The sequence below is a fragment of the Kitasatospora saccharophila genome, from assembly GCF_039529925.1.
Lineage (GTDB): Bacteria > Actinomycetota > Actinomycetes > Streptomycetales > Streptomycetaceae > Kitasatospora > Kitasatospora saccharophila.
In genome coordinates, this window is the sequence record NZ_BAAANS010000015.1 from 89,744 (window position 1) to 102,071 (window position 12,328).

The 12,328-nt window shown below is 75.0% G+C and carries 11 protein-coding genes; 6 read left to right on the forward strand and 5 right to left on the reverse strand.

The window, feature by feature from the left end; all coding sequences use genetic code 11:
* Both ABD345_RS13605 and ABD345_RS13610 read left to right on the forward strand, forming a co-directional pair.
* Positions 1-369, forward strand: a complete 369-nt coding sequence (locus tag ABD345_RS13605) for a DUF4406 domain-containing protein (protein ID WP_344552318.1) — start codon at positions 1-3, stop codon at positions 367-369.
* The gene (locus ABD345_RS13610; RefSeq protein WP_344552267.1) at positions 366-1,115 is read left to right on the forward strand and encodes an NUDIX domain-containing protein; all 750 of its coding nucleotides are present in this window, start codon (positions 366-368) and stop codon (positions 1,113-1,115) included. The genes ABD345_RS13605 and ABD345_RS13610 overlap by 4 nt, the downstream gene beginning before the upstream one ends.
* Positions 1,116-1,247: 132 nt before the next feature.
* Here the strand turns inward: ABD345_RS13610 and ABD345_RS13615 are convergent, their stop codons facing one another.
* The 4 genes from ABD345_RS13615 to ABD345_RS13630 all read right to left on the reverse strand — a co-directional run bounded on the left by ABD345_RS13615 (position 1,248) and on the right by ABD345_RS13630 (position 5,914).
* Positions 1,248-1,808: a GNAT family N-acetyltransferase gene (locus ABD345_RS13615; RefSeq protein ID WP_344552268.1), complete on the reverse strand. Its 561-nt coding sequence runs from the start codon at positions 1,806-1,808 to the stop codon at positions 1,248-1,250.
* A gap of 307 nt (positions 1,809-2,115) precedes the next feature.
* The gene (locus tag ABD345_RS13620) at positions 2,116-3,771 is read right to left on the reverse strand and encodes a phytoene desaturase family protein (protein ID WP_344552269.1); all 1,656 of its coding nucleotides are present in this window, start codon (positions 3,769-3,771) and stop codon (positions 2,116-2,118) included.
* Between the two features lie 134 nt (positions 3,772-3,905).
* A complete protein-coding gene (locus tag ABD345_RS13625) occupies positions 3,906-4,490 on the reverse strand; it encodes a hypothetical protein (RefSeq protein ID WP_344552270.1) in 585 nt (194 codons plus the stop codon).
* A gap of 113 nt (positions 4,491-4,603) precedes the next feature.
* Complete coding sequence (locus ABD345_RS13630; RefSeq protein ID WP_344552271.1) at positions 4,604-5,914, reverse strand: type I glutamate--ammonia ligase; 1,311 nt, start codon at positions 5,912-5,914, stop codon at positions 4,604-4,606.
* A 197-nt stretch (positions 5,915-6,111) separates the two neighbouring features.
* Here ABD345_RS13630 and ABD345_RS13635 point away from each other — a divergent pair, with 197 nt between their 5' ends.
* Together ABD345_RS13635 and ABD345_RS13640 are read left to right on the forward strand one after the other, a co-directional pair.
* Complete coding sequence (locus ABD345_RS13635) at positions 6,112-6,750, forward strand: TetR/AcrR family transcriptional regulator (protein WP_344552273.1); 639 nt, start codon at positions 6,112-6,114, stop codon at positions 6,748-6,750.
* Between the two features lie 117 nt (positions 6,751-6,867).
* Complete coding sequence (locus ABD345_RS13640; RefSeq protein ID WP_344552275.1) at positions 6,868-8,355, forward strand: MFS transporter; 1,488 nt, start codon at positions 6,868-6,870, stop codon at positions 8,353-8,355.
* 62 nt (positions 8,356-8,417) lie between these two features.
* Here ABD345_RS13640 and ABD345_RS13645 read toward each other — a convergent pair whose 3' ends face one another.
* The gene (locus tag ABD345_RS13645; protein WP_344552276.1) at positions 8,418-9,002 is read right to left on the reverse strand and encodes a Uma2 family endonuclease; all 585 of its coding nucleotides are present in this window, start codon (positions 9,000-9,002) and stop codon (positions 8,418-8,420) included.
* A 408-nt stretch (positions 9,003-9,410) separates the two neighbouring features.
* Between ABD345_RS13645 and ABD345_RS13650 the strand changes: the two genes are divergently transcribed.
* Both ABD345_RS13650 and ABD345_RS13655 read left to right on the forward strand, forming a co-directional pair.
* A complete protein-coding gene (locus ABD345_RS13650; RefSeq protein ID WP_344552277.1) occupies positions 9,411-11,186 on the forward strand; it encodes a 3-hydroxyacyl-CoA dehydrogenase family protein in 1,776 nt (591 codons plus the stop codon).
* 194 nt (positions 11,187-11,380) lie between these two features.
* A complete protein-coding gene (locus tag ABD345_RS13655) occupies positions 11,381-12,283 on the forward strand; it encodes a TetR family transcriptional regulator (RefSeq protein ID WP_344552278.1) in 903 nt (300 codons plus the stop codon).
* Positions 12,284-12,328 lie beyond the last annotated feature (45 nt).

Sequence of the window (12,328 nt, forward strand, 5' to 3'; positions counted from 1 at the left end):
ATGCTCGTCCTGATCGCCGGCCCCTACCGCTCCGGCACCGGCGGCGACCCGGCGGCGATGGCCGCCAACCTGGCCCGGCTGGAGGAGGCCGCCTGGCCGGTCTTCGCCGCCGGGCACCTGCCCGTGATCGGCGAGTGGATCGCCCTGCCGGTGCTCCGCTCGGCCGGGGCGGGCCCCACCGACCCGCTGGCCGAACAGGTCCTCTACCCGGCCGCGGACCGGCTGCTCGCCCACTGCGACGCCGTGCTCCGGCTGCCCGGCGACTCCACCGGCGCCGACCAGGACGTCGCCACCGCCCGCCGCCGCGGCCTGCCGGTCTACCACGACGCCGCCGAACTCCCGCGCCGCACCCGGCAGGAGGACGCGTGAGCGCCCGCCCGGGGATCGACCTCCCCGACCACCGCGGCCGCACCGGCCTGGACCGCGCCGGGCGCGACCTGCGCCGCAACCCCGGCGTGCGGGTGCGCGAGGTCGAACTCACCTCGCAGGGCTGGCACGTGCTGCGCCGCACCACCTTCGACTACCGCCGCCGCGACGGCCGCTGGACCACCGAGCAGCGCGAGACCTACGACCGGGGCGACGGCGCGGCCGTCCTGCCGTACGACACCGCGCGCGGCACCGTCCTGCTGACCCGCCAGTTCCGCTACCCGGCCTACGTCAACGGGCACCCGGACGGGATGCTGATCGAGGCGGCGGCCGGGCTGCTGGACCCGGGCGAGGCGGGCGACGCGGCGGCGGCCGTCCGCCGCGAGGGCCTGGAGGAACTGGGCGTCGAGCTCGGCCCGCTGACCCACGTGCTGGACGCGTACATGAGCCCGGGCTCGGTCACCGAGCGCCTGCACTGCTACGCGGCGCCCTACCGGCCGGTCGACCGGACCGGGGACGGCGGCGGGCTGGAGGAGGACGGCGAGGACATCGAGGTGCTCGAACTGCCCTTCGCCGAGGCGTTGGCGATGACCCGGGACGGCCGGATCGCCGACGGCAAGACCGTCCTGCTGCTCCAGTGGGCCGCACTGGACGGCCCGTTCGCCGGGCGGGCGACGAACGGCGCGGCGGGCAGCGCGACGAGCAAGACGGCGAACGCCGCGGCGAACGGCGCGGCGCGGCGCGGCTAGAGCCGCCCCGGCCCCGGCGTCGACCACGACGCCGGGTGCGGGGGCTGGAGCCGGAGGCCGGCCCCGGGCCGGGGGCCGGCCTCCCTGTTCCGCTGCCTCGCGCGCAACCGTGCAGAAACGTGCAGGAGGTGGTCAGATAGGCGTGGGGCCGCCGTGGCGGGCGAAGAACTCCTCGGCGAACAGGGCGAACAGCACCACGTCCCGGTGCTCGCCCGCCACGAAGAAGTGCCGGCGCAGGCGGCCCTCCTCGGTGAAGCCCAGCCTCCGTTGGAGGGCCAGCGAGGGCTCGTTGTGGGCGAACACCCGGGCGGTGGCCTTGTGGTGGCGGCGCTCCTCGAACTGGTGGCGCAGCACCAGCCGGGCCGCCTCGCTCGCGTAGCCGCGGCGGCGGTGCTCGGCACCGACCGTGATGCCGTACTCGAACAGCCCGCTGCGGGCATCGGCCCGGTGCACGCCGACCGCGCCGACCGCGCTGCCGTCGGCCGCCGACTCGACCACCAACTGGTAGGTGTCGGCGGTCGGGTCGGCGGCGGCCTTCTCCCGGGCGAAGGCCGCCCAGCCCTCGACGGAGCGCGGCGGGTCGAGCGCGTCACCGAGCCGCTCCTCCTGCGCCGAGAGCCGGGCCAGCAACGGCCCGTCCTCCGGTTCGACCGCCCGCAGGCGGACCCGCTCGCCCGTCCAGTAGCTCTTCATCCGATCTTCGTACCACGGCTGCCGGACCCCGTCAGGCGAGCACGGAAACCGGGGCGGGACCCGTCAGGCGGGTCCGGGAGGCGGAGTGCCGGCCGAGCGCACCGCGCGGCAAAGCGGACCCGGCCGGAGCGGAAGCCGGCGGCGAGCACGGCAGCCAGGGCGAAGCCGTTCAGAACCGCGCGGAAATCGGAACGAAAACCGTCAAGCGGGCCCCGGAGGCGGGGTGCCGGCCGAGCGCACCGCGCGGCAAGGCGGACCCGGCCGGGGCGGAGGCCGGCGGCGAGCACGGCAGCCGGGGCGGGACCCGTCAGGCGGGTCCGGGAGGCGGGGGTGTCCGGCGGAGGGCGCCGCGCAGCAGGGCGGACCACAGGCGGGTTCGGCCGGGGCGGTCGAGTGCTTCGTGGGCGGCGAGCAGGCCGCCGGTGACCGCGCCGAGGAAGCCGCCGGCCAGGCAGTCCTGGCCGGCCAGGTAGAGGCCGTCGATGCCGGTGCGCGGGCGCAGCCAGTCGGCCCGGCCGGGGTGGCGGCCGTCGCCGAAGCCGGCCACGTCCTTCGCCAGTCCGTAGAGGCTGCCGCCGGGCCAGCCGCCGAAGTGTTCGGCGCTCAGTGGGGTGCCGAGTTCGTGGTGGGCCACCCGCCCCCTGGTGCGCGGGAGTTCGCGGTGCAGGCGCTCCAGCAGTTCGGCGGTCAGCTCGGCCTTGAGGGCGAGGTAGGCGGGGTCGCGGTCCCGCCGGGGCGAGTCCCGGAAGGGGGCGAAGAGCTCCGGCCGCACGTAGGCGAGGATTTCGCCGGTGGACCGCCCGGGGTGCCGGGTCGTCCAGGTCGGGTCCTTGGCGCTGGCGAAGGAGACGAACAGTCCGCTGGTCCGCTGCCGGGGGTCGCCGTCGAAGAAGGAGTCGCAGTCGCCGTCGGTCACCAGCAGGTTGTGCCGGGGCAGGCCGAGTTCCGCCGGGTCCCCGTCGAGGCCGAGGAAGAGCACCACGAACGGGAAGCCGCCCCGCATGGCGGCCAGTCGGCGGGTGCGGGCCCCGGTCGGGTCGGGGAGCAGGCCGGTGAGGGTGTTCCGGGCGCCGGCCGCGCTGACCACCAGCGGGGCCCGCACCCGGGTGCCGTCCGCGAGCCGCACGCCGGAGGCCCGGCCGCCGGTCAGCTCGATCCGGGCCACCGGTGCCCGGACGAACACCTCGCCGCCGCCGTCGCGGATCGGGCCGAGCATGGCGCGCGCGATCGCGGCGCTCCCGCCCACCGGGTACCAGCCGCCGGTGCGGAAGTGCTCGAACAGCACGGCGACCAGGAAGAACGGCAGTCGGGCGGTGGAGTCGGCCAGCAGCAGCGCGGCCTGGGTGAGCAGGGCCTGCCGCAGCCGTTCGTCGCCGATCAGCCCGGCGACCACCTCGCGGGCCGGGAGCAGGGCGCGCGGCGGCACCGCCGCGGTGCGCAGCACCCGGGCGAGCGGGCGGGCGACCGGGCCGGACAGGCGCCCGAGCGCGAGCACCGGCAGCACCGCCCGGCAGCGGGCGACCAGGTCGAACAGGGCCTCGATCCCGGCCCGTTCGGCCGGGAAGCGGGCGATCAGCGCGGCCCGCTGGGCGCCGGGGCCGACCGGTACGGGGTGCACCTCGCCGGCCGGGCGGTACTCGTCGTAGGGGTCGCCGATCGGGGCCCACTCCAGGGCGCCGCCGGTCAGGTAGTCGGAGAGCACCCGCACCGGTTCGCGCTCCGCCAGCTGCCCGACGTAGTGGATGCCGACGTCCCACTCCCAGCCGCGCCGGCGGTAGGCGTGGGTGTACCCGCCCGCGGTGTAGTGCTGCTCGAACACCGCGACCCGGCGGCCCTGCCGGGCCAGGCAGACCGCCGCGGTGAGGCCCCCGGCCCCGGAGCCGACCACCACGGCGTCGTAGCCGGCCGCCACCCCGCCCTTCGTCAGGGCCCGTCCCACCAGCACGCTTCCCGCTGCCGCCACCGTGCACCGCCTCCGTTCCGACCGCCGTCCCGACCGCCGTTCCCTGGAAACGAACCACGGCCGGACCCGTCACGGCGGGCTCGGCACCGGAAGGACGGGCCCGCCGGGTTCGGCCGCCCCGGGTGGGCGGGAGGTCAGAGGCCCCCGGTGGCGAGGAAGACCGCCGCGCCGGCGGCGGCCGCGGCCAGGACCGCGATCAGCGCCCCGCGCAGCGGCACCTCGGGTTCGCGCACCCGGCTGCTCTCCGGCGCGGTGTCCAGCGGTACCCGGTCGCGCTCCGGGCAGCGCTCGGGGACCTCGACCCGCCAGGGCCGCTCCGGGTCGTAGGAGACGTCCAGCGTCCGCCCGGCGGCGAACTCCTGGAGGTGCATCACGTTGACCCGGGCCCTGCCGTGCACCCGGTAGGCGGGGCGTCCCTCCGGAGCCACCGTCAGGTCCAGTTCCAGCCTGTGGTCGGGGCCGTCGCCCGTCGCCCGCACGTCCTCGATCCGGGCGGGCGCGGGCACCGTCGCGCCCTTGGCGTCGAGCCCCGCCTGCCGGCGGCGGCCGCCGTACACCAGGGCACCCGCGAGCAGGGTCGTCCAGGGCACCAGGTTGATCCCGACGACGAACCGGGCGATCCCTCCCCCGTCCTCGTCGCCCAGCTCGGTCGCCCCCTGCACCACCGCCCCCGCCTCGCCGCCCACCACGACGAACAGCAGCAGCCCCACCCAGAACATCCCCGCTCCCTCCCCCGGGCCCGGCCCCCGGGCGCCCACACTCTAGGGGTACCGGGTGAAGGCTCCGGGAACCCGGTGGCGCCCACCGGGTTCCCGGGCGGGGACGGACCGGTTCAGTAGCGGTAGCGGACGGCTTCGACGAGTTCCTCGGGCCCGAGGTCGGCGAACCGGGCGATCTCGGCCTCCCGGACGTCGAGGACGGCCCGCCAGAGCGGTTCGCCGAGCGCGGCGCGCAGCACCTCGGACTTGCGCAGCGCGTCGGCGGCCCGGTCGAGCGTGGTGGGGAGGCGTTCGGCGACGCCGTCGGGGTCGCCGGTGGTCTCGGCGGGCAGCCGGAGGGCGGCGCCGAGGCCGGCCAGGCCCGCGGCCAGGACGCCGCCGACGGCGAGGTAGGGGTTGGCGGCGGCGTCGAAGCACTTGATCTCGGCGTTGGCCTGCTCGGGCGTGGAGCCGGTGATCAGGCGGAGCGCGGCCTCCCGGTTCTCCAGGCCCCAGCAGCGGTGCGGGCCGGACCAGCGGCCGGGGGCGAGCCGCAGGTAGCTGGCGACGGACGGGGCGCCGAGGGCGAGCAGCGCGGGCAGTTCGGCGAGCACCCCGGCCAGGAACGCCTCGGCCTCCCGGGTGAGCCCGTGCGGGCCGGTGCCGCCGTGGCCGAGGTTGCGGCCGTCGCGCCAGAGGCTGAGGTGCAGGTGGCCGCCGTTGCCGACGCCGTCGGGGGCGGTGACGGGGGCGAAGCTGGCGCGCAGTCCGTGCCGCAGCGAGACGGCCTGGACGGTGTGCCGCACCAGCAGGGCGGTGTCGGCGGCCTCGACCGGTCCGCCGGGGGCGACGGAGAGTTCGTACTGGCCCTCGGTGTACTCGGGGTGCAGTTGGAGGACGGTGAGTTCCTGTTCGCGCAGGGCGCGCAGCAGGTCGCGCAGGTAGTCGCTGTTGCCGATCAGGCGGCGCATGCCGTACGCGGGGCCTCCTTCGCCGCCGTCGACGATCCACTCGACCTCGATGCCCGCCCGGACGGTCAGGCCGAGGTCGGCGAGCGCGTCGGCGGTGCGGCGGGCGAACTGGCGCTGGCAGCCGGGGTGCGGGTCGCCCTGCTGGGTCCAGCGGTCGCCGGGGGCCCAGGCCCAGCCGGGCTGGGCGGCGAGGCGGTGCAGGCCGGTGAGGTCGGGGACCAGGCGCAGGTCGCCGACCGGGCTGCCCGAGGGGGCGAGCGAGTCGTCGACCAGGAAGGCGTCGAAGCAGGGGGCGGCGCCGACGCCCCAGCGGGCGGCGGACTCCAGGCCGCGGACGGGGACGGTCTTGACCCGGGTGACGCCGGCGTTGTCGACCCAGCTGACGATCACCCCGTCGACGCCCTCGGCCTCGATCCGGGTGGCGGCCACCCGGGCCTCGGCGGCGCGCTCGGCGCGTGGCTTGGCGGTGCTCATGGGCCCATCCTGACCAGGGCTTTCTCGGCGTTCGGGGGAGCGCGCCGGGAGGTCACCCGTCCGTGGCGGCGGGCATGTGACGCAGGTCACATCGAATGATGAAATTTCCGGGGAGCAGTTCCCCGTTTAGACATCTGTCCGCAACAAAGCGGGGAGAGGATCCCCACTAACGGCCCGCCGCTCGAAGGGAGCGCACCATGACCGTCGTCACCACCGCCGCTCCCGTCCGGCGCGCCGACGCGGCCCGCAACCGGGCCCGCATCGTGGCCGCGGCCCGGGAGGCCTTCGTCGAGCACGGGGCACTGGCCCCGCTCGACGAGATCGCCCGCCGGGCCGGAGTCGGCAACGCCACGCTGTACCGGAACTTCGCCGACCGCCGGACGCTGATCCAGCAGGTCTCCATCGCCGTGATGGAGCGGATCGTGGAACAGGCGCACGCGGCCGCCGCGGAGGAGCCCGACTCCTTCGCGGCGTTCAGCCGCTTCGCGCACGCCGCGGCCGAGGAGCGGATCGGCGCGCTCTGTCCGCTGCTCTCCGACTCCGTCGACCTCGAAGAACCCGAACTCGCCGAGGCGCGCGCCGAGATGAAGCGGGTCACCGAGGACATGATCCACCGCGCCCAGGCCGACGGCCTGCTCCGCTCCGACGTCGGAGCAGGCGACATCGTGGTCGCCATGGCCCAGCTCACCCGACCGCTCCCCGGCTTCGGCTGCCTCGACCTGGACCCGCACGTCCGGCGTCTCCTGCAGTTGCTCCTGGACGGCCTGCGGGCTCCCGCGCCGTCCGTGCTGCCCGGCCGTGCCGCGACCCTGGAGGACCTCACGCCCGGCGCCTGACCCAGCACACGGCACCCGGGGCGGCCAGCGCCCCCCACGACTTCCCGCAGGACCCCCGTCACCGGCCGCGGTCCCGCAAGCACCCGTACGCCCTCGCACACACAAGTGGGTACCTCCATGTCTGACACCCTCCAGCCGGACCCGCGCCGGTGGAAGGCGCTCGTCTTCATCGCCCTCGCGCAACTGATGGTCGTGCTCGACGCGACCGTGGTGAACATCGCGCTCCCGCACGCCAAGGAAGACCTCGGCTTCGCCGACAGCACCACCCAGTGGGTGATCACCGCCTACGCGCTGGCCTTCGGCAGCCTGCTGCTGTTCGGCGGCCGGGTCGCCGACCTGTGGGGCCGCCGCCGCACCTTCATGGTCGGCCTGGTCGGCTTCGCCGCGGCCTCCGCGCTGGGCGGCGCCGCCGTCAACACCTCCATGCTGCTCGGCGCCCGCGCCCTGCAGGGCGTGTTCGGCGCGCTGCTGGCGCCCGCCGCGCTGTCGCTGCTCGCCGTGATGTTCACCGACGGCAAGGAGCGCGCCAAGGCGTTCGGCATCTACGGCGCCGTCGCCGGCGGTGGCGGTGCGATCGGCCTGATCCTGGGCGGCGCCCTCACCGAGTACCTGAACTGGCGCTGGACCTTCTACGTCAACATCCCGTTCGCCGCGGTCGCCATCGCCGGTGCGGTCCTGGTCATCCGCGAGCCCGCCGTCGGCCTGAACCGCAACCGCCTGGACATCCCGGGCGTGCTGCTGGTCACCACCGGCCTGGTCTCCCTGGTGTACGGCTTCACCCGGGCCGAGCAGGAGGGCTGGGGCGACAGCAGCACCATCGGCCTGTTCGTCGCCGCCGCCGTGCTGCTGGCCGCGTTCGTGGTCGTCGAGAGCCGGGTCAAGGCCCCGCTGCTGCCGCTGCGCGTGGTCACCGACCGCAACCGCGGCGGTGTCTACCTCTCGCTCGGCATGGCCGTGATCGGCATGTTCGGCCTGTTCCTGTTCCTCACCCTCTACATGCAGGGCGTGCTCGGCTACAAGCCGCTGGTCAACGGCGTCGCCTTCCTCCCGATGGTGGTCGGCATGATCACCGGCTCCACCCAGATCGGCGCCCGCCTGATGACCCGGGTCCCGGCCCGGTACCTGATGGCGCCCGGCTTCGTGGTCGCCTCGCTCGGCCTGCTGATCCTGACCCAGATCGACGTCGACACCTCGTACTGGCAGATCCTCCCCGGCCTGGTCCTGATGGGCCTCGGCATGGGCACCGCGTTCATGCCCGCGATGAGCCTGGCCACCTACGGCGTCCAGCCGCGGGACGCCGGTGTCGCCTCGGCGATGGTCAACACCTCCCAGCAGGTCGGCGGCGCGATCGGCACCGCCCTGCTGAGCACCGTCGCGCACAGCGCCGGCACCTCCTGGGCGAAGTCGCACGCGGCCGCCGCCACCGACCCGAAGCTGTTCCAGCTCCAGGCCCAGGTGCACTCCTACTCCATCGCGATCTGGGCGGCCTTCGGCATCCTGCTGCTGGCCGGCCTCACCGCGGGCGTCCTGATCAACGCCGGCAAGCCCGAGCACCACGCCGAGGGCGCCGACGCCGAGGACGCCGTCCCGGTCATGGCGCACTGACGCACCGACGCACCACGCGCGAACGGCCCGCCCGGAACCCTCCGGGCGGGCCGTTCGGCGTCTCAGCGCGCGTAGCGCTTGAGCTCCTCGGTGTCCAGGGTGACACCGACCGGGTCGGGCAGAACGACCTGGTGGCCGTAGGTGCGCGTCGTGACGGTCTCGTAGCGGCCGTCCTGCGGATCACTGTGAACGGTGACCGCGCCCGCGTCCCGGTCGATCAGCAGGTAGACCGGGATCCCTGCCTCGGCGTACGCCACCGGCTTCTCGACCCGGTCGCGCCGGTGGGTGTCGGCGTCGTAGGACGTCACCTCGACCACCATCAGCACCTGCTCGGGGTCGGCCCACTCGCCCTGCCCGGCGAAGGCCCCGTCCTTGGCGAGCGCGCCGTCGGGCTTCGCGTGTCCGGCCCGGTAGCGATCGACCCGCAGCCCCTGTTCGGCGTACAGCCACAGGTCCGGGCGGTGCTGCATGCAGCGCTTCGAAACCCAGCGGATGATCTCCCCGTGGTCGCCGTCGGGCACCGGCTTGACTCCGATCCTGCCGTTGATGAACTCGAACACCACGTCCTCCCGCTCGGCGGCTATGGCGGCGATGTTCCTGAACTGCTCGAGTTCCATCTGCGGGCGCTCGGTCGTCATGACAGCCATGGTGTCCTCCTTCGGCAACTGCGGCCACAGTATGAGTCCGCCGACGGCACGGCGTGCCGCGTTCCCCCCTTCCTACCCGTCGGTAGCTGGGCTACAGTGTCGGCACGCGCCAGCGCCGGGCTTCGGGAGCCGCACCGGTGGGCCGCGTTCTCTTCTCCTGTGTGCGCGTCGGCGCTGTTCCATGACCTGTTCGGAGCGCCTGAGCACCACGGCAACACCCCGCTGACGGAACCGGAGCGGACCGGTCCGTACCGCGGGGCGCCGCAGTTCTTCCTTCGGTTCTTCCGTTCCCGTTTCTCCCGTGCCGCCGGCACACCCTCCCCCGTCACACCCTCCGTCCGGGTTCGCGCTGTCGCGGCCGGGCGGTGGCGGGGGCCGCGGCGCGGGCCCATGACAAGGAGTCTGGACATGGAGCGTCCCTTTCCCACCGTCGCCGTGGTCGGCCTGGGCACCATGGGTGCCGGGGTGGCCGTGGCTCTGGCGCGCAGCGGGCGTCGGGTGATCGGCGTGGAGGCCGGTCCGACGCAGGCGCTGCGGGCGCTGGACCGGATCGAGGCGTCCACCGCGCGGGCGGTGGAGCGCGGGCGGCTGGAGGCCGGCGAGCGGGCGGCGCTGCTGGCGCTGATCGAGGTCGGCGACGACCTGACCGCCGCGGCGGCGGCCGACCTGGTGGTCGAGGAGGTCCCGGAGGACCTGGAGCTGAAGCGGTCGCTGTTCGCCGAGCTGGACCGGATCTGCCCGCCGGAGACGGTGCTGACCACCGGCACCACCGCGCTGAGCGTGACCCGGATCGCGGCCGCCACCGCCCGTCCGGAGCGGGTGCTGGGGGTGCACTTCTTCAACCCGGTGCACACGATGCGCCTGGTGGAGGTGGTGCGCACGGTGCTGACCGACCCCGGGGCGGCCGAGCAGGTCGCCGAGTTGGCGCGCGACCTGGGCAAGGAGCCGGTGGCGGCGGGCGACCGGGCCGGGTTCATCGCCAACGGCCTGCTGTTCGCTTACCTGAACCAGGCGGCGGCGATGTTCGAGTCCCGGTACGCGACCCGGGAGGACATCGACGCGGCGATGCGGCTGGGCTGCGGCCTGCCGATGGGCCCGCTGGCACTGCTGGACCTGATCGGGATCGACACCGCCCGCACCGTGCTGGAGGCGATGTACGCGCAGTCCAAGGACCGGCTGCACGCCCCGGCGCCGGTGCTGGGGCAGTTGGTCGCGGCGGGCCTGCTGGGCCGCAAGTCGGGCCGCGGCTTCTACGCGTACGAGGCGCCGGGCTCGTCGAAGGTGGTCCCGGAGGAGCGGGCGGACGCGGCGCCGCGGGCGGCGGGGCGCGAGGTGCGCGCCGTCGGGGTGTGCGGCAGCGGGACGATGGCCACCGGCATCGTGGAGGTGTTCGCCAAGGCGGGCTTCCCGGTGCTGCTGGCGGCCCGCAGCCGGGAGAAGGCGGAGCGGGCGAAGGAGCGGCTGGCGAAGTCCTTGGAGCGTTCGGTGGCCCGGGGCCGGCTGTCCGAGCAGGCCCGGGACGCGGCGCTGGCGCTGGTGACGCCGACCGGGTCGTACGCGGACCTGGCCGACGCGGACCTGGTGGTGGAGGCGGTGGCGGAGGACCTGGCGGTCAAGCGCGAGCTGTTCGCGGCGCTGGACGCGGTCGTCAAGCCGGGCGCGGTGCTGGCCACCACCACCTCCTCGCTGCCGGTGGTGTCCTGCGCGACGGCCACCTCCCGGCCGGGCGACGTGGTCGGGATGCACTTCTTCAACCCGGCGCCGGCGATGAAGCTGGTGGAGGTGGTGTCCACGGTGCTGACCGCCGGGGACGTCACGGCGACCGTGCTGGAGCTGTGCGCGAAGGTGGGCAAGCACCCGGTGGAGTGCGGCGACCGGGCCGGCTTCATCGTGAACGCGCTGCTGTTCCCGTACCTGAACGACGCGGTGCGGATGCTGCAGGAGCACTACGCGACGGTGGACGACATCGACACCGCGATGAAGCTGGGCTGCGGCTACCCGATGGGTCCGTTCGAACTGCTGGACGTGGTGGGCCTGGACGTGTCGCTGACCATCGAGCAGGTGCTGCACCAGGAGTTCCGCGAGCCGGGCCTGGCGGCGGCGCCGCTGCTGGAGCACCTGGTGGCGGCGGGCTGCCTGGGGCGCAAGACGGGGCGTGGTTTCCGCGACCACGCACGGCGGTGACCGGCCGCCCGGCGCCGGCCCCGCAGGGGCGTCCGGCGCCGGCCGGGGGCGTCAACCCGCTTGCGGCGAAGCCTCCTTGGGGTGCGGGCGCGGTCTCCTCGCGGTGGCCGCGGCCGGCCGTGGCACCGACGGCGGCGCCGGTGCGCCGGGGCAGGCCGGCCGGGGCCGCACCGGGTGCGTGTAGCGTTCCGAACATGGATCGCCAGACCTCGTCCCCCCAGCAGCAGCCGCCGGCCGCCGGGCCCGATCAGCCGCGTGCGGGGGTGGAGTCCGGACCGGGCAGCCGCCGGGCCGCCGCCCAGCGCCTGCAGATGCGCCAGGACCTCACCGCCGCGGCGATGGAGCTGTTCGCCACCCAGGGGTACGAGGAGACGACGGTCGATCAGATCGCGGCCGCCGCCGGGGTCGCCCGGCGGACCTTCTTCCGGTACTTCCGGTCGAAGGAGGAGGCGATCTTCCCGGACCACGACGACACCCTGGTGCGGGTGGCCGACCTGCTGGCCAGCGCCGAGACCGAGGAGCACCCGCTGGACGTGGTGTGCCGCGGCATCAAGGAGGTGCTGCGGATGTACGCCTCCACGCCGGAGATGTCGGTGGCCCGCTACCAGCTGATCCGGCAGGTCCCGGCGCTGCGCGAGCGCGAGATCGCGGTGGTCTCCCGCTACGAGCGGCTGTTCACCCGCTACCTGCTGGGCCGGTTCGACGCGGCCGAGCAGACCCCGCCGGGCTGGCAGCGCGGCGGGGACGACGACTCGATGCTGGCCGAGGTGTCGGCGGCGGCGGTGGTCGCGGCGCACAACCACGTGCTGCGGCGCTGGCTGCGGGCCGGCGGCCACGGGGACGTGGAGGCGCAGCTCGACCACTCCTTCGGGGTGATCCGGGGGACGTTCTGGCCGACCCCGCCGAGCGGGGCGCGCCGCCGCGGCGCCTCCCTGGCACCCGGTGCCAGTGGGGAGGGTGGGGAAGCCGAGGCGGTGAGCGCACTGAGTGCCAGTCCGGGGGGTGAGGTGCTGATCACAGTCGCCCGAACGGACGCACCGCTGGAGACGGTGGTGGATTCCATCAGGGCCGCCCTGGCGGGCAGGACTTCCGCGTAATCCACGCCGTTTCCGCAGATCACTCGCTGTTTCGAAGGCCCGTTC

Excerpts from the sequence above, each read along its gene's own strand:
- ABD345_RS13605 (WP_344552318.1), top strand. The coding sequence starts at position 1 with ATGCTCGTCCTGATCGCCGGCCCCTACCGCTCCGGCACCGGCGGCGAC.
- ABD345_RS13615 (WP_344552268.1), bottom strand. The coding sequence starts at position 1,808 with ATGAAGAGCTACTGGACGGGCGAGCGGGTCCGCCTGCGGGCGGTCGAA.
- ABD345_RS13625 (WP_344552270.1), bottom strand. The coding sequence starts at position 4,490 with ATGTTCTGGGTGGGGCTGCTGCTGTTCGTCGTGGTGGGCGGCGAGGCG.
- ABD345_RS13630 (WP_344552271.1), bottom strand. The coding sequence starts at position 5,914 with ATGAGCACCGCCAAGCCACGCGCCGAGCGCGCCGCCGAGGCCCGGGTG.
- ABD345_RS13635 (WP_344552273.1), top strand. The coding sequence starts at position 6,112 with ATGACCGTCGTCACCACCGCCGCTCCCGTCCGGCGCGCCGACGCGGCC.
- ABD345_RS13640 (WP_344552275.1), top strand. The coding sequence starts at position 6,868 with ATGTCTGACACCCTCCAGCCGGACCCGCGCCGGTGGAAGGCGCTCGTC.
- ABD345_RS13645 (WP_344552276.1), bottom strand. The coding sequence starts at position 9,002 with ATGGCTGTCATGACGACCGAGCGCCCGCAGATGGAACTCGAGCAGTTC.
- ABD345_RS13650 (WP_344552277.1), top strand. The coding sequence starts at position 9,411 with ATGGAGCGTCCCTTTCCCACCGTCGCCGTGGTCGGCCTGGGCACCATG.
- ABD345_RS13655 (WP_344552278.1), top strand. The coding sequence starts at position 11,381 with ATGGATCGCCAGACCTCGTCCCCCCAGCAGCAGCCGCCGGCCGCCGGG.